Annotated in this window: 13 protein-coding genes; 7 read left to right on the forward strand and 6 right to left on the reverse strand. The window is 42.8% G+C overall.

Annotated features, from left to right (window positions below; genetic code table 11):
- Positions 1 to 23: 23 nt before the first annotated feature.
- Positions 24 to 776: a Nif3-like dinuclear metal center hexameric protein gene (locus ACVFI8_RS20390; RefSeq protein WP_248711761.1), complete on the forward strand. Its 753-nt coding sequence runs from the start codon at positions 24 to 26 to the stop codon at positions 774 to 776.
- 72 nt (positions 777 to 848) lie between these two features.
- On the forward strand, positions 849 to 1,040 hold the full coding sequence (locus ACVFI8_RS20395) for a bacterioferritin-associated ferredoxin (protein WP_248711760.1): 192 nt from the start codon (positions 849 to 851) through the stop codon (positions 1,038 to 1,040).
- A gap of 12 nt (positions 1,041 to 1,052) precedes the next feature.
- Here the strand turns inward: ACVFI8_RS20395 and ACVFI8_RS20400 are convergent, their stop codons facing one another.
- From ACVFI8_RS20400 to cdd, 3 genes are read right to left on the reverse strand one after another with little or no spacing between them, the layout of a single operon-like run.
- Entirely contained in the window at positions 1,053 to 2,414 is a 1,362-nt protein-coding gene (locus tag ACVFI8_RS20400) for a hypothetical protein (RefSeq protein WP_457872498.1), read from the reverse strand.
- Positions 2,415 to 2,416: 2 nt separating this feature from the next.
- Positions 2,417 to 3,592, reverse strand: a complete 1,176-nt coding sequence (purT, locus tag ACVFI8_RS20405; RefSeq protein ID WP_248711758.1) for a formate-dependent phosphoribosylglycinamide formyltransferase — start codon at positions 3,590 to 3,592, stop codon at positions 2,417 to 2,419.
- A gap of 10 nt (positions 3,593 to 3,602) precedes the next feature.
- Positions 3,603 to 4,445 (reverse strand): cytidine deaminase, encoded by an 843-nt coding sequence (cdd, locus tag ACVFI8_RS20410; RefSeq protein ID WP_457872499.1) that lies wholly within the window; start codon positions 4,443 to 4,445, stop codon positions 3,603 to 3,605.
- A gap of 161 nt (positions 4,446 to 4,606) precedes the next feature.
- On the opposite strand from cdd, the gene ACVFI8_RS20415 reads away from it, so the two are divergent.
- Positions 4,607 to 6,340 (forward strand): glycoside hydrolase family 36 protein, encoded by a 1,734-nt coding sequence (locus ACVFI8_RS20415; RefSeq protein ID WP_457872501.1) that lies wholly within the window; start codon positions 4,607 to 4,609, stop codon positions 6,338 to 6,340.
- Between the two features lie 18 nt (positions 6,341 to 6,358).
- Here the strand turns inward: ACVFI8_RS20415 and ACVFI8_RS20420 are convergent, their stop codons facing one another.
- The 3 genes from ACVFI8_RS20420 to ACVFI8_RS20430 form a co-directional block, all read right to left on the reverse strand.
- Positions 6,359 to 6,898, reverse strand: coding sequence for a hypothetical protein (locus ACVFI8_RS20420; protein ID WP_248711755.1), 540 nt, complete (start codon positions 6,896 to 6,898; stop codon positions 6,359 to 6,361).
- Between the two features lie 79 nt (positions 6,899 to 6,977).
- On the reverse strand, positions 6,978 to 8,390 hold the full coding sequence (sbcB, locus tag ACVFI8_RS20425) for an exodeoxyribonuclease I (RefSeq protein WP_457872503.1): 1,413 nt from the start codon (positions 8,388 to 8,390) through the stop codon (positions 6,978 to 6,980).
- 343 nt (positions 8,391 to 8,733) lie between these two features.
- On the reverse strand, positions 8,734 to 8,928 hold the full coding sequence (locus ACVFI8_RS20430) for an endo-1,4-beta-xylanase (protein WP_248711753.1): 195 nt from the start codon (positions 8,926 to 8,928) through the stop codon (positions 8,734 to 8,736).
- A 197-nt stretch (positions 8,929 to 9,125) separates the two neighbouring features.
- On the opposite strand from ACVFI8_RS20430, the gene ACVFI8_RS20435 reads away from it, so the two are divergent.
- The 4 genes from ACVFI8_RS20435 to ACVFI8_RS20450 all read left to right on the forward strand — a co-directional run bounded on the left by ACVFI8_RS20435 (position 9,126) and on the right by ACVFI8_RS20450 (position 17,664).
- Entirely contained in the window at positions 9,126 to 9,899 is a 774-nt protein-coding gene (locus ACVFI8_RS20435) for a dienelactone hydrolase family protein (protein ID WP_457872504.1), read from the forward strand.
- Between the two features lie 224 nt (positions 9,900 to 10,123).
- A complete protein-coding gene (locus ACVFI8_RS20440; protein ID WP_457872505.1) occupies positions 10,124 to 15,163 on the forward strand; it encodes a PAS domain S-box protein in 5,040 nt (1,679 codons plus the stop codon).
- Between the two features lie 157 nt (positions 15,164 to 15,320).
- Positions 15,321 to 16,292, forward strand: coding sequence for a dihydroorotase (gene pyrC / locus ACVFI8_RS20445; protein WP_457873838.1), 972 nt, complete (start codon positions 15,321 to 15,323; stop codon positions 16,290 to 16,292).
- A 952-nt stretch (positions 16,293 to 17,244) separates the two neighbouring features.
- Positions 17,245 to 17,664, forward strand: a complete 420-nt coding sequence (locus ACVFI8_RS20450) for a CBS domain-containing protein (protein WP_248711750.1) — start codon at positions 17,245 to 17,247, stop codon at positions 17,662 to 17,664.
- The last annotated feature ends 30 nt before the right edge of the window (positions 17,665 to 17,694 follow it).

A 17,694-nucleotide genomic window follows, 5' to 3' on the forward strand; every position in this document is an offset into this window, starting at 1 on the left:
CCAAACCATTGTGAGTTAAGCTAATGAAAAATACCCGATTAGAAAATATATTAAATCAACATCTCGAAAGCTTTAAGTTTAAAGACTATTGCCCAAATGGTTTACAAGTTGAAGGCCGAGAGCAAGTTAAGCGTGTTGTGACAGGTGTTACTGCTTGCCAAGCCTTAATCGACCAAGCTATTGAGTTAAAAGCTGACGCTATCTTAGTGCATCACGGCTTTTTCTGGAAAAATGAAGCCGCGGTAGTAACGGGGATGAAACGTCGCCGATTACAAGCTTTGCTCAATCATGATATCAACCTTTACGCTTATCACTTACCTTTAGATGTTCACCCTCTGTTAGGCAATAACGCCCAATTAGCTCAGCGCCTAGGCATTACCTTAAAACGTGGTTTAGAACCTTGGGACCCTCGCAGCGTTGCAATGGTTGGAAAACTCGCAGAACCGATGTCGGGTGAAGCTTTTGCCGAACGCATTGAACAGGTGCTAAAACGCAAACCACTACATATCTCAAATCATCAAACTATCCATAAAGTAGGGATCTGTACAGGCGGTGGTCAGTCTTATTTAGGCTTAGCAGCAGAACAAGGCTTAGATGCCTTTATTAGCGGTGAAATATCTGAAAATACAGTACATACCGCCAGAGAAATGGGGATAGATTATTTTGCCGCAGGCCACCACGCAACCGAACGCTACGGCGCGCAGGCCCTAGGCGAATGGTTAGCACAAGAGCATCAACTAGATGTTCGCTTCATTGATATAGATAACCCTGTCTAATTATAAAAAAGGTATTGCGAATGATAATGGTTCGCAATATAATTGCGGTATTGTTATTAATGAGGTGAAGCAATGTTTGTATGTCTATGCCACGGCATTACCGAAAAGCAAATTCAAGAAGCTGTACAGCAGGGTTGCGAAAGTTTGACTGATGTGCGAGAAAAGCATGGTGTGGCTTCACAGTGTGGTAAATGTGCAAAAATGGCTAAAGCCATCATTAATAAAGAATTAGACATTACACCCAAATATTACCAAGTAGCCTAATCTTTAGGCTGCTTACTCAGCATCGTCACGATGAATAAGTAAGTCAAAGCCTTTATCTCGCCAATATTGAACCAGCTCTGGTTGCACTCCCAAAATAGCTAATGAAATATTTTTTTCTTGGCAGCGTTGTTTGGTGACTTGCCAAAAGTTGCGGTTATCATTATTTACGTTTAGCAAAATCCACATATCTAATGACACAACCAATACGTCTATCAAATCAAGTACCGTTGGGTGGTTCTTTAGCTGCGCGACTAAATTAGGTTGCCACGCGAGTTTGACTTGCTGTTGCTTAATTCTGATTAAGTTAGACAGATTTTCCATTGGAAATTCAGGGCTAAAAACTAACATCATCTCAGAACCCTGCTCGGCTAAGCGGGTAAGTTCAACATTATTTTTAAGTAGTGTTCGTTCAAAATGATGCCAATATACAGCGTTTAGTGGTGCCTTACATCTCGTCATTGTTTCTATTTTAGCTTCACTGTTTGGCCAGTCCCAATAACCAGCCAATTCATTGCTATAAGTATCTCGAATCAAGTAATGGCTATGTTTTGTGGCATGACCTAATTGGTTTAACTTATGGCGGTAGAGGCGAAAGAACTGACGACTTAAGTAAGCTATTTGCGGTTTGAACTGACTAATATGAATAGATGTGTATAAGTTTAAGCCATAGTGTTTAGCCAGTAAGATAATGCTATTTTTTAGCTTAGAATGTTCTTGGAAAATGAGAATTAGACCGGGGCGATGAAATACTGAGGCGAGGCTTTCAATGACATCGATAATTGCAGGGTCATCATCAAATACAGAGACCAAAACGAGGTTAGCTTGCTGTAACCGTTGAGCAGCATTATCCTGCTTCGGTTGCCAGTACTGGGTTTGGCTAAATTCAAAATTGGTCATTTCTTCGAGTATCTTACTGCGCTCATTTGGGCAATAAAGGTAAACTTTTTTTCGGTTTGCCCAAGCTTGATATTGGCTGTTTATGTGCTTGCACCAGTAGGCAAATTGTTCCGTGAACTCTTGCTGATTCGCGCAATAGGTGAAGTCGGGAAGGTCAAAGGCCATCGTTGGCATTTGGCCCACCAAGAACACTGAAATTTGTGATTGTTCTTCAAGCAAGCCGGCTAACAAAGCGAGTTGTTCGGGGGCAAGCAAAGCACAATTGAAAACAATGCCATCAAACTCGTTAGACTGTTGTAGCTGCAGTTGCAGCTCATCGATTTGATTTACTTCGACATGCTCTATTGAGTATTCAGATGGCGTGGCAGCTTGCTGAAACCATAAAACACGCAATAGTTTTGAAGGGGCAGGGCTTGAACTTGGCGCTAATAATAGCGCCAACTCTTCATCATTCAGCGAGAATGACCCTGCCGTCATAGCTAGTAAGTGACCTTAACTTTACTTGCTACTTGCTTAGCATTTTTCACCGCTTGTTCGATACTCGCACTGCGATTAAGGGCGACACCAAGACGCCTTTGACCATCAATATCGGGTTTAGAAAACAAACGTAGTTGGCTATCAGCAATATCTAATGCCTCTGCTAAGCCGTTAAAACGAATATCTTTAGAGCTGCCATCACCCATAATCACTGCTGAAGCACTGGCGCCATATTGTTGAATTTGTTTGATTGGTAGTCCTAAAATGGCTTTGGCATGTAATGCAAACTCGGATAGATCTTGAGAAATCAAGGTGACCATACCGGTATCATGAGGGCGTGGGGATACTTCACTAAAGAACACCTCATCACCTTTAATAAAGAGTTCTACGCCAAATAAGCCGTAACCCCCCAGCTCTGTGACTACTTTACGAGCAATCTCTTGAGATTTAGCTAAGGCTTGGTCTGACATCGCTTGAGGCTGCCAAGACTCGCGATAATCACCATCTTCTTGGCGGTGACCAATGGGGGCACAAAAGTGAATCCCATCAACGGCACTGACGGTGAGTAGAGTGATCTCGTAATCAAAATCAACAAAGCCTTCAATAATAATACGGCCAGCGCCTGTGCGACCGCCTTCTTGAGAATAATCCCATGCGGTGATGACTTGCTCGTTACTACGTAAGGTTGATTGTCCCTTGCCTGAAGAACTCATCACTGGTTTAAGCACACAAGGTAAACCTACTGCTGAAACTGCTTGTTGGCACTCTTCTAGGCTATCAGCAAATTGATAGGCCGATGTGGGTATCGCAAGCGTCTCTGCGGCCAAACGGCGAATACCTTCACGATTCATCGTCAGTTGAGTGGCTCGCGCAGTAGGAGTAACCGCAAAGCCTTGTTGCTCTAATTCAACTAAGGCTTGGGTTGCGATAGCTTCAATTTCAGGAACAATATGCTGGGGCTTTTCTTTAAGAATGAGTTCTTTTAGTGCTTTTTCATCGGTCATATCAATAACGTAACTACGATGCGCGACATGCATTGCAGGCGCATTGGGGTAGCGATCTACCGCAATGATTTCTACGCCGTAACGTTGTAGTTCGATGGCGACTTCTTTGCCAAGTTCGCCTGCTCCGAGTAATAACACTTTTGTTCCAGAATCGCTTAGCGCAGTTCCTAACATTTAAATACTCCTAAGTTAAAGGGTAGCTATGATGGACCATAGGTTTTCGAGAATGTTCCGCAAAATTTTCCAATTCTTGCCTAAAGCTGAATGGATTGTCGATATGTTCCCATAACTCAAATCGTTCAACTTTGTCTAAGCTCAGGTGATTTAGCGTTAATTGCGATAATAAAGTGAGAAGCGGCGAGAGAGAAGGGTTAAAAGCAACGTTTTCTAAGTAACAGCTCCAAGCGAGCAATTTATCACCGTGATAGGCAAACATTGCGCTCTGAGTTTGGGTATAAGGTGAGTAACTCGCTTTAGCAAAATCGGGGGCTTGCTTGGCGGTGGCTAAATCTAAACGGGCCAAGGGGGCTTTGATGCCCAAATCATTAGGGCCAAATGATTGTGGTAATAATTCAGGAAAGGCAAAATTCTGCTGATTAAAGTGCACCTTAAGGCTTGCTGCGTTGGCTAATTCGTTAATGAATTGGCGACAATAACCACAAGGTGCAGCATTGATGACTAAGTCTGTTAGCTCGTCAGCTTGGTGACTTAATGCATTAAAGATGGCACTTTGTTCAGCGTGTAGGCTTCCGGTCAATGGGCCATATTCTAATTCATAATTGGCCCCCATAAAGAGCTGTTGTTGTTTGTCTAGGGCGATGGCGCCAACATGAAAGTTAGACTTAGGCGCAAATGAAAAACTAGCGGCTAATGGCAGCATTCGCTCGGCGAGTTCTATTAGGCTACAGTGTAATTGTTGGCATATTTCTGTGGTTTGCGCAGTGGTCAGTGAACTGGGAATTAGCTCACTGTTTACCACCGTTTTTAGTGCATTAAGCAGCGGCTGGTCTGGTTGGGTCTCTGACATATTATCGTTCCCTTTATTTTTTATCCAAGCTAGCAATAAATAGTGAATAAATTGCTAAGACTTCGATTATAATCCGCCTTATTCGTGTTTACCCAACATATATCATTTATTTGAGGCTTGGATCCTAGCGCGTAATTTATTGTAACTGAAGGTGTTGATACGTGTTTTCAAATCTAGATTCTGTTCTGCAAACTGTTCGGCAATGGCATTTATCTTCTCCCCAGCACCAGGTGCTATTTACTCCCCAATGGAGTAACCAGCAGTGTGTTGTAAGAATAGATAATCTGTCATCACATAGCTTAGCTTTAGGTCAGATAGACTTATTGGCTGGCCAATTACCAGAAAACGCAATGTTTCATGGTGAAGGTTTTCAAATGTTGGCGCAAAACTATGGTTGCCCCGAACAGGTCATCGCTATTGGTCGTTGCCCCGATGCAGGTGAGTATCGTTTGAGTGAAGATCGTGACCATTTCACCGCATATAACCAGCTACTTATTGAAAGCGGGGGAATATTTACCTTATTAGCCTTTAGTTCTTGTGAGCGATTTAGCGGCTATTTTAAAGTTTACCCCGACGGGCGTTTGATCATCGGTATTGATACCGATACCTTGGCAGTGAACGCACATCAATATATAAACAGTGAGAGCTTGTTTGTTGGGCATAACGCTAGCAGAGAAACATTGTTAGCTGAGTTTGCAGCTACTATTGAGCAACATCATCCACGTTTACCATGGCCAAATAAGCCTAATGGTTGGTGCTCTTGGTATCACTACTATGCAGATGTAACTGCCAATGATATTGAAGAAAATTTACAACAGTTACTGAGCCCGCATGAGCATCTCGAGTACCTATTGATTGATGATGGTTACCAAGAGTTTATGGGCGACTGGCTGTACCCTTCAGAGCGCTTTAGTGGCGGTGTAGAAAGTCTATGTAAACGGATTCGTGAACAAGGAAAAGAACCCGCTATCTGGGTGGCACCTTTTATCGCTCAACCAGAGTCGCGGCTATTCCAGCAACATCCTGATTGGTTTGTAAAAGACCAATCTGGCCAACCACTCGCCGCTGAAGAAGTCACCTATGGTGGTTGGCGCTGTACGCCTTGGTATGTACTAGATACCACTCAGCCAGAGGTAAACCGTTACTTACACGATGTATTTAGTCATATGTATCATCACTGGGGCGTACGTTACTTTAAATTAGATGCCATTTATTGGGGGACCTTGGCAAAGGGGTATCGTGCAGATATTAGTAAAACCCGCATTGAAGCTTATCGCATGGGCATGGAAACCATTAATCACGCCTGTGAAGGTAAGGCTTATATATTAGGCTGTAATGCGCCCATGTGGCCATCTTTAGGTTTGGTTCATGGAATGCGTATTGCCGACGACGTTGAGCGAAATATTCATCGTTTTAAACAGATTGCAAAGGAGACGTTTTTCCGCAACTGGCAAGATCAACGCTTATGGCATAACGACCCTGATTGCGTAACCTTAAATAACATCGCTCATCAGCAAACCAATGAGGCGGCTTATAACTGGCATCGAATTAGTTTGTTGGCCAGCAGCGGTTTGGTATTTTCTGGCGACCGTTTGCAACCGTTACATCCTCAACAGCGAGAAGTATTAAAAGTACTGCAACAAAACCAAGCAGAAGCCGCTCGTTTTGAAGATTTCTCACTACAACACGCTAAACAGTATCAAGGAGGAGAATTGTTACGACAGTATTGGTTTAACTGGAGTGAGCATAAAGACCTTACCATTGAAGTGGGGCTAAATGAGCAACAATGGATGGTGTTGTGGTCGGATGCCAGCTTTGAGTATCAAGCGTGTGGTCAGACAATAACCATGACTTTAGCGCCAAACAGTGCAGTGGTATTTGAAAAGAAAAACTAAAGAAATAGTTAAGTGGGTTTAGTATTTAAACTCTAAGCCCACTGAAAAGTTACTATCGCCATAGCCTGGGATTTCATGACTAGAGACGATGGTTTTCATTAGTAGCTGTTGATTAATCGGCGCTACAAAGCCTAAGCCTACAGCAATATCTGATTTATCAACCAAATAAGACATCTGTCGTTGACCTAAACTATGATAAATAGAGTCTTCGTGTAGCTGGTTGTAGACCGAGTATTTGGGATCATAGACATGGCTAAATAATTCGATACGAAACGAATTAAAGGGGGTTTGAACAATGGGTACTGCTACCATGTCGTATAACTCTGACTTAGCAAAATAACTGTTAGTTAACGTCGGAGAGAAATCGGTATCTTGGTAGGTTTTCTCAAAGATATCGCCTAGCAGTGCAAATTGTTCAGCACTTAAGCGCAATAAAGAAGAAGGGCGAAGTAACAAACTGTCTTCACTGTAGCAAGTAGGGGAATAGCAAATGACGGTAGCGACAGCAAAACTTGCTGCAGTGGCTAACGACAATTGTAATTTGCGTTTAATTCCCATAACTCGACTAAGCTATCCTTATATTTGTAGGACGAATTATACCCTAGCAGCAACAATAAAGTTACTTTTAGCTCACGTTTTAAAGATTTTCTATATAGCTATAGAGACTTTTTAGAATATTTGTCTTATTAGTATCATTTTGATACTCGAACATTAGGTTTTCTAGTTCGGGTAATATCTGGTTAATTTGTTCATTTAAGCTAGATTGCCGATGCGCTTGCCATTGTTGTAATTCAATTTCGTTTAAACATTCAGGATAATTTCGGCCTTTGAAGCGCAGTATTAAACGATTAAGTCGAGGGTCTGAAAACTGAAACTGCTGTTTTGTTACCAGTTGCGGGTCACTACTACGCAATACCTGCATAAGGTTTTTATCTGCATTTCCCACAAAGCCTTTATACAACGAAGTGTCTGGGTTGTCGTCTTCTTCAAATTGACGTTCCATTGCAAATACTTGGCTTAACTTAGCTTCAATTTCCACTTTGTGTTGGGACAATAAATCCAAACTTTGACGACACTGAGTACGATTTAGTCCCAGTTCTTCGGCGCGTTGCGGCGTAAGGGTACTCGCAGGAGCCAGTACAGGGCATTTATTCGTGTGAATAAGCTTAACTGGGATTGGTAGCTCATCAGTCGCTAAATTAGCATGTGCAGTATATAGGCGTTGATGAATCTGTTCAGCGCTGAGTTCGAGTAAGACAGTAGCATCTTTATTCAAATCAACCACTATCATGGCGTTTTTATTCACTGGGTGCCAAGTAATAGGAAGTATCCATGAAGCACAACCTTGGCTTGCACCAAACATACCTGATATATGTACCAGCGGTTTGTTATTAAGCAAATCGAACTGTTGAGCAACGGCTTTTTTTCCGCGTAGCTTGAGCAAATAATCAAATAATTTAGGCTGTTTATCTCTGATTAACTTTGCCATGGCAATGGTGGCGTAAACATCTGATACCGCGTCATGGGCGTTGGCATGGCTTAAACCATTGGCTGCGGTGAGCAATTCTAACCTAAAGCTCACTAAGCCATCATCATTGGTAGGCCATTCTATCCCTTCGGGGCGAAGAGCATAACAGGCGCGAACCATATCTATGAGGTCCCAGCGTGAATTACCATTTTTCCATTCGCGCTCATACGGGTCTAGAAAGTTTCGAAATAGCGTATACCGAGTAACTTCATCATCAAATCTAATGCTGTTATAACCCACTCCACAGGTACCTGGAATGCTAAACTCTTGGTTAACTCGCTCAATAAAGTCACTTTCAATTAAGCCTTTTTGAAGTGCAGTTTGCGGTGTAATGCCGGTCACTAAACAAGCTTGAGGGTGGGGGACGTAATCATTAGGTGGCTGACAAAAAAGCTCGATCGGTTTGCCTATCGGATTTAACTGCCAATCCGTTCGAATTGCAGCAAACTGGCAAGGGCGATCTTTAGCTGGGTGTATGCCAAAAGTTTCGTAGTCGTGAAATAGAAAAGTGTTGTCGCTCATGGCTGTTAGTAATCTTATTTGTCAGCGGGTCTTTAACTTTCATAACAATAGCATAATTTGCTAGCACTTCTGATAGCTGAGCAACTAAGTGTTTAGTTTGCATCCAATTATTACTATGCAGCTTATCGAATGTTCAATTTGATAAGCTGCATCTCAAAAAAGTGACTGCTAGGCTGTTGATGTGTATGCAATAAGATATGAAAGACCGGGTTTTCGACGTTTAAGGCTATCCAATGAGCGGCTATAGCCGAGAATCGAAAGAATAATTGGAGAGCATAAAGGTAAGATATTTAACAACACCGTCAGCATTGTGGCTGGCGGCTTAGGTAATTTTTAGAGTGATCTACTGGCTTGTCTCAAGCGCATCAGCGACACCTTGTAATGCCGGTTTTGCTGTATAGTCATTGAAAAATAAAAGTGGCCACTCTGTCGTTGGGCTAGGCCAACCTTGTAACCAACTATCTCCATCGATGGTTCCCCATATAGTAATACCACCGCGTTGATCAGCGGGCACCGTTTCTAAATATGTATTAACCATGCCGTCATCGTATTGCTTTTGTTAATCAGCAGGCCTTTATCTTCATTAAACCGACTATTCGTTGCAACGTTGAAGGTAGCGCCACATTATGGCGAATTAACGTATAGCGTTATTTTGTTCTTATTTAGTTGAGCGCTAATCTTTTCGACTACACTGTTCGTAGTCTAAGGGTCAGTTTAACTCCATAAGGATATGTAATGAAATATTTCACCTTGCTTGCAAGCGCTATGTTTGCCTTAAACGCCAATGCTGCCATGGTCAGCCAAACAGTCACCCACACTATTGGTGATACATCCTTCGAATCTACTTTAGTGTTCGATGATCAAAAACAAAACTTGCCCGCGGTGTTGATGGTGCCGAATTGGATGGGGCCAACCGAAGGCTCATTAACAAAGGCTAAAAAAATTGCAAAGATGGGTTATGCCGTGATGATGGCCGATGTATACGGGGTGGGTGTTAGACCAAAAAATGCTGATGAAGCCAAAGTGGCGGCAACGGTATTACGTAGTGATCGGGCGTTAATGAGAAGCAGAACCAAAGCTGCTTTAGAAGCGATGAAAGCCAATGTACCCGCCGGGAATGTCGATGCAAATAAGGTCGCAGCAATTGGTTTTTGTTTTGGAGGAGGGGCGGTATTGGAGTTAGCCCGTCACGGAGAACCGCTTAATGGTGTGGTTTCTTTTCATGGTAATTTAGATACCCCAAACCCAAAGGATGCCGAAAACATTAACACCCCAATATTGGTTCTGCACGGTGCGATAGACCCATTTGTACCGGCAAGTCAGGTCGTGGCCTTTGAACAAGAAATGACGGCGGCAAACACTGATTGGCAATTTGTCTCCTTTGGCGGGGCTGTGCACTCATTTACCAATCCTGCGGCTAAGATGGCGGGTAAGGCTGAGTACCACCCGAAAGCGGCTGCACGGTCCTATGTGATGATGGATAGCTTCTTCGCTGAAACCTTAAACTAACGGTTACCATAACATAAAGAGTTGATTTGCCCTCAGTGTTTAACTGAGGGCATTTTCATAGACAGTATCAGTACTATAACTGCATTTAAATTTCAAAAGATGAACGGTAAAACATGGGCTTAGGTCTGTGCTCGCTATATTTAGGCTATCATCAGTAGTAAAGTTATACTTTGACCTTTGATTTTTACCCAAAGGGAATCATTGCCTAGTCACAAGGATGGTTTATGACGGTTGAGCAGTTGGTATTGGTATTATTAGCTTTACTACTCACTATCGTATTTTTATTGCTGAAGTTACGCAAAATTACGATTGAGAACTTCAGTCTATTGCTGAATTCTCGAAAGAGCGTATTGGTTCTTTTTGCCATCTTTTCGCTGGCATTTGGTGTCATTGCTGCAATTACCAGTATCGGTTTGAATCAGCTGAAACAAACCCAGTTTGCCCAACTTGAAAATGTGATTGAATCGGTACTAGATACCACTGACGCGGGCCTTGTTGAATGGAAACAAAGTTGGCAATCCAAAGTTAATGCGATTTTATTGGATACGGCATTTCAGCACTTTTCATCGGTCTTACTTGAATCAGAGCATACACAATCGGGGCTTTTGGCCAACCCTGCTTTAGCCGGTTTACGTAAATCGGTAGAAAACTATCGGGTTATCTTTGACGATTTGGGATTCTTTATTATTTCCCAAGAACGGATCAATATCGCCTCAATGCGTGACAAAAATCTTGGTGAGATTAATGTGATTACTCGCCATTACCCGCATTTACTTAATCGAGCCTTTAAGGGGGAAACGGTCATTATTCCTCCCATTCGGGCTGACATAAATTTAGGTGGTTATAGTAACACGACCATGTTTATTGCCGCCCCCATCAAGAATGGTGATGGTCAAGTTGTTGCGATATTTACCTTGCGAATGAATCCTGAAATTGAATTTAGCCAGTTATTGAAAGGCGCAAGAATTGGTGATTCCGGAGAAACCTACCTCGTAAACCGTTCCGGTTTTATGATTTCGCCGAGTAAGTTTGAACATCAATTGGTGGCTAATGGCTTACTTGAGCCCCATCAATCTTCGGTCCTTAATGTCAAACTTAAAAACCCTAATACTCTAGATCAGCATGATTGGACCGAAAGTGGCTATTCGATCATTAGTAAGCAAAGTGGCGAAAATTTTGAGGGCTATATTGATTACCGCGGTGAGAAGGTGGTGGGTTCTTGGCGTTGGGATGAAGAGCTGGAGATTGGTCTAGTTTCAGAGATTGACCATCAGGAAATAATGCAAGGCTACCTGCATTTTCGCAACATTGTTTTGTTGGTGCTGGGGGCCGCCGTTGCCTTCTGTATGTTTTTGTTTGCTTTAGTTTTTGCTTTAGCCAGAAAAGTAAATGTTCGTTTAAATCGCTCTAAAAAAGATCTCGAACGTCAAGTTGAAGAACGAACAATCAAACTGAAAGAACGAGAAGCGTCCCTGTGGGACTTATATGAAAATGCGCCTATTGCTTATGCCTCTCTTAGTGCTTCTGGTGCGTTTCTAAAACATAATTTGAGTCTAGCCGAAGCCTTAGATATTGAGCGAGATGCCTTTGATAATCTGAGCTGGCAAGATATTGCTAGTGAGCAACAACACGCCAAAGCTAAACAGTTATTTAATGATGCGCTCAATGGGCTAAGTCACCATGATGAAAGCTTAGAAGTCGTTGTTAAAGGGGGAGAAGAAAAAACCTTCAGCGTGAATATTCAACCTGGTCGACGACTTAATAATGAAGTGGTAGAAGTGAAAGTGTCATTAATGGACATTACCGAACGTTATCAAGCGCGCCTAGCTCTAGCTGACAATGAAGAGCGGATCCGAACCATTGTGGATACCATTGCAGACGGTATTGTGCTTATCGAACAATCTGGCATTGTTCGTAGCTTCAGTCCAGCAGCAGAGCAAATATTTGGCTATTGCGAAGCAGAAGTCGTGGGTAAAAACGTTAAAATACTGATGCCAACAGACATCGCTGAGCAGCACGATCAAATATTGGCCGATTATCAACCCAAAGTTGAATCAACCGTTATAGGTAATGAGCGAGAGGTGTTTGGTAGACGTAAAAATGGTGAATTATTCCCTATGGAATTAGCAGTAAAAGAAGTGATTTTGAAAGGGAAACGCCATTTTACAGGAATCATCAGAGACATCACCGCACGTAAACAAGCGCAGCAAAAAATAGCCGATAGCGAGCGTCAATTTAGGACCTTAACCAATAATTTACAGTGTGTAGTCTATCGCGTTCGCCTCACTGAGAACGGCTCACCCGAGTGGCTCTATTTAAGCGATCAAATTGAGCAGCAAACGGGTTATCCAGTTGCAGATTTCTTAGGGCCGACCCCTACTCGCCGATATCAAGATTTAGTACACCCAGAAGATGTAGAACAAAGTATTGCCCGTTCTCGTGCTTTGAACAAAGAGGGGGGGGCGATTTCTCAAGAGTTTCGAATTATAGATGCCTTTGGTCAGACAAAATATATGCTGCAAAAAGCCTATGTTTCTTTGGATGACCATGGTGTTCCGGCATATTCAGACGGCGCTATTTTTGATATTTCAGAAATAAAGCAAGTAGAGCAACAACTTCGAGAAAGTGAAGAGCGGCTGGACTCTGCCGCCTCAGGTGCTGGCTTGGGTATGTGGGACTATTATCCTCAAGAAGACCGCGTAGAGGTGAATAAGATTTATGAAACTATGCTGGGCTATCACGTGGGCGAATTGCGTGATGGTAATGGCTTATGGGCACGTTTGCGCGGTGACTCAACAACTTGGAGTGATTTGATTCATCCCGATGATGTAGTACCAAACAGTGAAAAGTTAGTTGAGCATTTAGCACATCAAAGCGAAGTGCTACGTAATGAGATTCGCTTGTTGTGCAAGGATGGGCACTATCGTTGGATCCTCTCGATTGGTCGGGTTTCTGAGCTTGACGAACAAGGCAAACCGCAGCGTATTAGTGGTATTCACGTTGACATACATGAGATTAAGCAGTTAGAAGCCGCTCTCAACGAAGCGCGAACCCAAGCAGATACGGCGAATCAGGCTAAAAGTGATTTCTTAGCGAATATGTCTCATGAAATTAGAACGCCAATGAACGCCATTATAGGGATGTCTTATCTCGCTTTAGAAACAGACTTAAACAATAAGCAGCGTAACTATATTGACAAGGTTCATCGCTCAGCAGAGGCGTTGCTTGGAATTATTAATGACGTTTTAGATTTCTCTAAAATTGAAGCCGGTAAGCTAGATATAGAGGTTATCGATTTTCGTTTAGAGGATGTATTAGATAATTTGGCCAATCTGGTGGGGTTAAGAGCTGAGCAGAAAAGCTTGGAGTTATTGTTTGATATTGACCCTAATACTCCAACAGCGTTGATTGGCGATCCTCTTCGTTTAACTCAGGTGTTAGTTAATCTGTGTAATAACGCTGTCAAATTCACAACCGAAGGGGTTGTGGTGGTCAAAATAGCGGTGTTGTCACAGTTAGATGAACAGGTACATCTGAAATTTTCCATCAGTGATACTGGTATCGGCATGACGCCAGAGCAACAGACCAAATTATTCAAGCCTTTCTCTCAGGCCGATAGTTCAACCACCCGTAAGCATGGTGGTACAGGTTTAGGTTTAGCCATTTGTTTGAAGCTGACCGAGTTGATGGGCGGAAAAATAGCATTAGAAAGCGAAATCGACAAAGGAAGCTGTTTCTATTTTGACTTGCCGATGATGATTCAAAAAAATGCCAAGCCACTCAATGAGAGTAAGCAGATACAACTAACAAACTTAAAGGCTTTGGTTGTTGACGACAATTTTAATGCTAGAGAGATAAATGTTCAGGTTCTAGAAAGTTTTGGGTTAATCGTCACTGCCGCTAGCAGCGGCAGTGACGCCTTAGCATTAATTGAGCAAGCTAAGGATACTAATGCTTTCGACATGGTATTTATGGACTGGAAAATGCCGGAAATGGACGGGGTAGAAACGGTTCGTCAAATGCAACAACAAGGTGTATCAGCAGATATTATAATGGTCACCGCTTTTGGGCGAGACGAACTTAGTTCTGAGGCCGCAGATATTCACTTAAAAGCGATTTTGACCAAACCTGTCACTCCTTCTCATTTATTCGACACTATCGTAGAAGTGAGAAAAATCGAAGTATTTGAACAAACGCGTAGAGAAGTTAAGCGGCAGGGGTCTAATCAAGACATTATTCAACTGGCGGGCGCTAATATACTAGTCGCCGAAGACAACGATATTAATCAAGAGTTAATTATCGAATTATTAAACTCGAACGGGCTTACGTGTCACGTTTGTGATGATGGTGCTCAAGCAGTTGAATACTTAAAACACCACCAAGTTGATGGGGTATTGATGGATTGCCAGATGCCAGTTATGGACGGTTATACCGCCACTAAGGTTATTCGCGACCAGCTAGCTTTAAAGCAACTACCCATCATCGCTTTAACGGCTAACGCTTTGGCTGGCGATAGAGAAAAAGCAGTGGATGCCGGTATGAATGATCACGTTTCTAAGCCGATTAATGTTAACAATTTGTTTGCGGTAATGGCGCAGTGGATTACCCCTAAATGCCCTCTGCAAAATACCCGTTCTCTGACACATTCAATGACGCTTGATGAGCCAGTTTTACCCGTTGTTGACGGGCTGAATACCGTGGTTGGCTTGGCTAATGCTAACGGTAATCACACACTGTATTTGAAACTGTTAGCTAAGTTTTCGGATACGGAAAACCAATCCTTCCAAGCCTTACGGAGTGCTAAATCGCAAAACCAACTTATCGAAGCGCAGCGTATTGCTCATACCATTAAAGGTATTGCTGCCACTTTAGGTGCGGAGCGAGTGTCACCGTTGGCTATGGTTATTGAGCAGCAAGCAGAGCTCGCCGACGTCAACGATGATGATCTGGACAAATTGTCCGCTGAGTTGCTGCGGGTTCAGCAGCCCTTGAGACAGTTCTTTTCGTCTGCAGATCTACCCTCAGCGGAAAGTAAATCTAGCGAAGTGGCCACACTTGATGAAACAGCGATAGCGCTTCACCTTCAACAATTACAGGGGCTATTAGACGATTTCGATAGTGCTAGTAATGATTATATCGAGCAGCATGCAGATATCTTAATGCGCTTCCCCAAACAAGCGAAGCAATTGCAAATTTTGATCGACGAGTATGATTATGAAGCGGCTAGTCACTTGCTGGTCGAAATGAGTGAACAGTTAACATAGTTTTGCTGTCATATCCTGAGCCAAGGGCGAGACTTGCTGGTTTAGTTCGGGTAGACTTCCAGCCCATCGTTAATATCGACTTTAGGGGATAGTTGTGACTCAAACGCTTACCATTACCAGACCTGATGATTGGCACTTACATTTACGCGACGGCGCGATGCTGAATGTAGCTGCAAATGCGACCGCTCAGCATTTTTCTCGTGCGATCATTATGCCTAATTTAACACCTCCTGTAACTCAGTTAAGCGACGCCAAAGCTTATTATCAACGTATTAAGCAAGCCTTGTCAGAACAAAGCGAGTTTGAACCCTTAATGACGCTCTATTTGACTGATGCAACTACGCCAGCGATGATTGCAGAAGCTGCTGCCAGTGGGATTGTTAAGGCGTGTAAACTATACCCAGCCAATGCGACTACCAACTCAGCGCACGGTGTTACTGATGTCACTGCATTACGTCCAGTATTTGAAGCGATGGCTGAGCATGGCCTATTGCTATTAGTACATGGTGAAGTGACACACGCTGATATTGATATTTTTGACCGTGAAGCGGCATTTATTGATGCGCATATGCGTGATTTGGTTAATTCACTTCCTAATCTTAAAATTGTCTTTGAGCATATCACCACCGCAGAAGCGGCTGATTTTGTTCTAAATGCACCCGATAATGTGGCGGCAACAATTACTCCACAACACTTGATGTATAACCGGAATCATTTATTAGCCGGCGGTTTACGCCCACATAACTATTGTTTGCCAGTGTTGAAGCGTCAAACTCACCAGCAAGCACTGCAAAAAGCGGTTGCCAGCGGCACTAAAAAAATATTTTTAGGGACCGACTCTGCACCACATCTACAGGGAGCAAAAGAAAGTGCTTGTGGGTGTGCGGGATGCTATAGCGCGCCTGCGGCCATAGAGCTTTACGCTGAAATATTTGAGCAACTAGGCATACTGGACAAGCTAGAAGCTTTTGCTAGCTTCAATGGTCCTGATTTTTATGGTTTGCCACGTAACAATGAAACCATCACCTTAACTAAAGATGCTTGGCAAGTGCCAGAGAGCGTAATGGTTGAAGAGCAAGCGTTAGTGCCATTTTTCGCCGGTGAAACTCTGCAATGGCAGGTGAAATAAGCAAAAAAAAGCCCCTTGTTAGTTAAAACAAGGGGCTGCGTAAATTGTGTAAAGGTGTACACAGCAATAGGTAACTAAACGCGATGATTGAGTTAGCGACTCAATCGAGACAAATCATATAACGTAGCCGCCGATCTCTCTATTACCCAAATGGGTGATATTGGAATTTTGTTGGGGGGTATTTGCTATATTTATTGGTGTATTCTTGGTTCAGCCAAACCTTACCAACAAAAAAAGCCCCGTGTCGGTGAGGACAAGGGGCCTGCATAATTTGTGTAAAGGTGTACACTGCAATAGGTAACTAAACGCGATGATTGAGTTAGCGACTCAATCGAGATAAATCATATAACGTAGCCGCCGATCTCTCTATTACCCAAATGGGTGATATTGGTGTTTTGTTTGGGGTATTTGCTATATTTATTGGTGTATTCTTGGTTCAGCCAAACCTTACCAACAAAAAAAAGCCCCGTGTCGGTGAGGACAAGGGACCTGCATAATTTGTGTAAAGGTGTACACAGCAATAGGTAACTAAACGCGATGATTGAGTTAGCGACTCAATCGAGATAAATCATATTACGTAGCCGCCGATCTCTCTATTACCCAAATGGGTGATATTGGTGTTTTGTTAGGGGTATTTGCTATATTTATTGGTGTATTCTTGGTTCAGCTAAACCTTACCAACAAAAAAAGCCCCGTGTCGGTGAGGACAAGGGGCCTGCATAATTTGTGTAAAAACTTACACCGCAATAGGTAACTAAACGCGATGATTGAGTTAGCGACTCAATCGAGACAAATCATATAACGTAGCCACCGATCTCTCTATTACCCAAATGGGTGATATTGTTAGAGATGCTCTAAATATTGGTGTTGAAGGCCTAATTAGCCGCAATACTGGTGCAAATCATAGCTGCCAGCTAAGCTAAAAGTAGATGTGTTGAAGGGAGGTATGGTTATGCCTGAAAACTTGAAGGTTCGTGACTATATGTTAACGAGGCCGGTTTGCTTTACAGCCAAACAACCTATTGCTCAGGTGGTTCATACCTTACTAGAGCATAAGCAACTTGGGGCGCCGGTTGTTGATCAACAAAAAAACTTAATTGGCTGGATCTCACAACAAGATTGTCTAAAAAGTTTATTAGAGGCGATGTATCACTGTGAAACGGTCTCTCTGGTTGAAGATATTATGCGTAGTGATGTCTTAAGTGTAGACCCTGAAACTAGCATATTAGAGTTAGCTCAAAGTATGTTGGAGCAAAAGCCAAAGATGTACCCAGTGATTGAGCAAAATAAGTTATTGGGAATGATTACCCGTGAGCAAATACTGGGCGGTATCGATAAACATTTGAACAGTTGCTATAAACATGTGAGTTAGACTTGTTTTCTTAGCCATTGTTGTTAGCAT

It is taken from the genome of Agarivorans sp. MS3-6 (assembly GCF_054112545.1).

Bases quoted from the DNA above. Each gene is read 5' to 3' on its own strand.
- cdd (WP_457872499.1), bottom strand. From the start codon at position 4,445: ATGTCAGAGACCCAACCAGACCAGCCGCTGCTTAATGCACTAAAAACG.
- ACVFI8_RS20420 (WP_248711755.1), bottom strand. From the start codon at position 6,898: ATGGGAATTAAACGCAAATTACAATTGTCGTTAGCCACTGCAGCAAGT.
- ACVFI8_RS20430 (WP_248711753.1), bottom strand. From the start codon at position 8,928: ATGGTTAATACATATTTAGAAACGGTGCCCGCTGATCAACGCGGTGGT.
- ACVFI8_RS20395 (WP_248711760.1), top strand. From the start codon at position 849: ATGTTTGTATGTCTATGCCACGGCATTACCGAAAAGCAAATTCAAGAA.
- ACVFI8_RS20435 (WP_457872504.1), top strand. From the start codon at position 9,126: ATGAAATATTTCACCTTGCTTGCAAGCGCTATGTTTGCCTTAAACGCC.
- ACVFI8_RS20450 (WP_248711750.1), top strand. From the start codon at position 17,245: ATGCCTGAAAACTTGAAGGTTCGTGACTATATGTTAACGAGGCCGGTT.
- ACVFI8_RS20440 (WP_457872505.1), top strand. From the start codon at position 10,124: ATGACGGTTGAGCAGTTGGTATTGGTATTATTAGCTTTACTACTCACT.
- ACVFI8_RS20390 (WP_248711761.1), top strand. From the start codon at position 24: ATGAAAAATACCCGATTAGAAAATATATTAAATCAACATCTCGAAAGC.
- purT (WP_248711758.1), bottom strand. From the start codon at position 3,592: ATGTTAGGAACTGCGCTAAGCGATTCTGGAACAAAAGTGTTATTACTC.
- sbcB (WP_457872503.1), bottom strand. From the start codon at position 8,390: ATGAGCGACAACACTTTTCTATTTCACGACTACGAAACTTTTGGCATA.
- ACVFI8_RS20400 (WP_457872498.1), bottom strand. From the start codon at position 2,414: ATGACGGCAGGGTCATTCTCGCTGAATGATGAAGAGTTGGCGCTATTA.
- pyrC (WP_457873838.1), top strand. From the start codon at position 15,321: ATGCTGAATGTAGCTGCAAATGCGACCGCTCAGCATTTTTCTCGTGCG.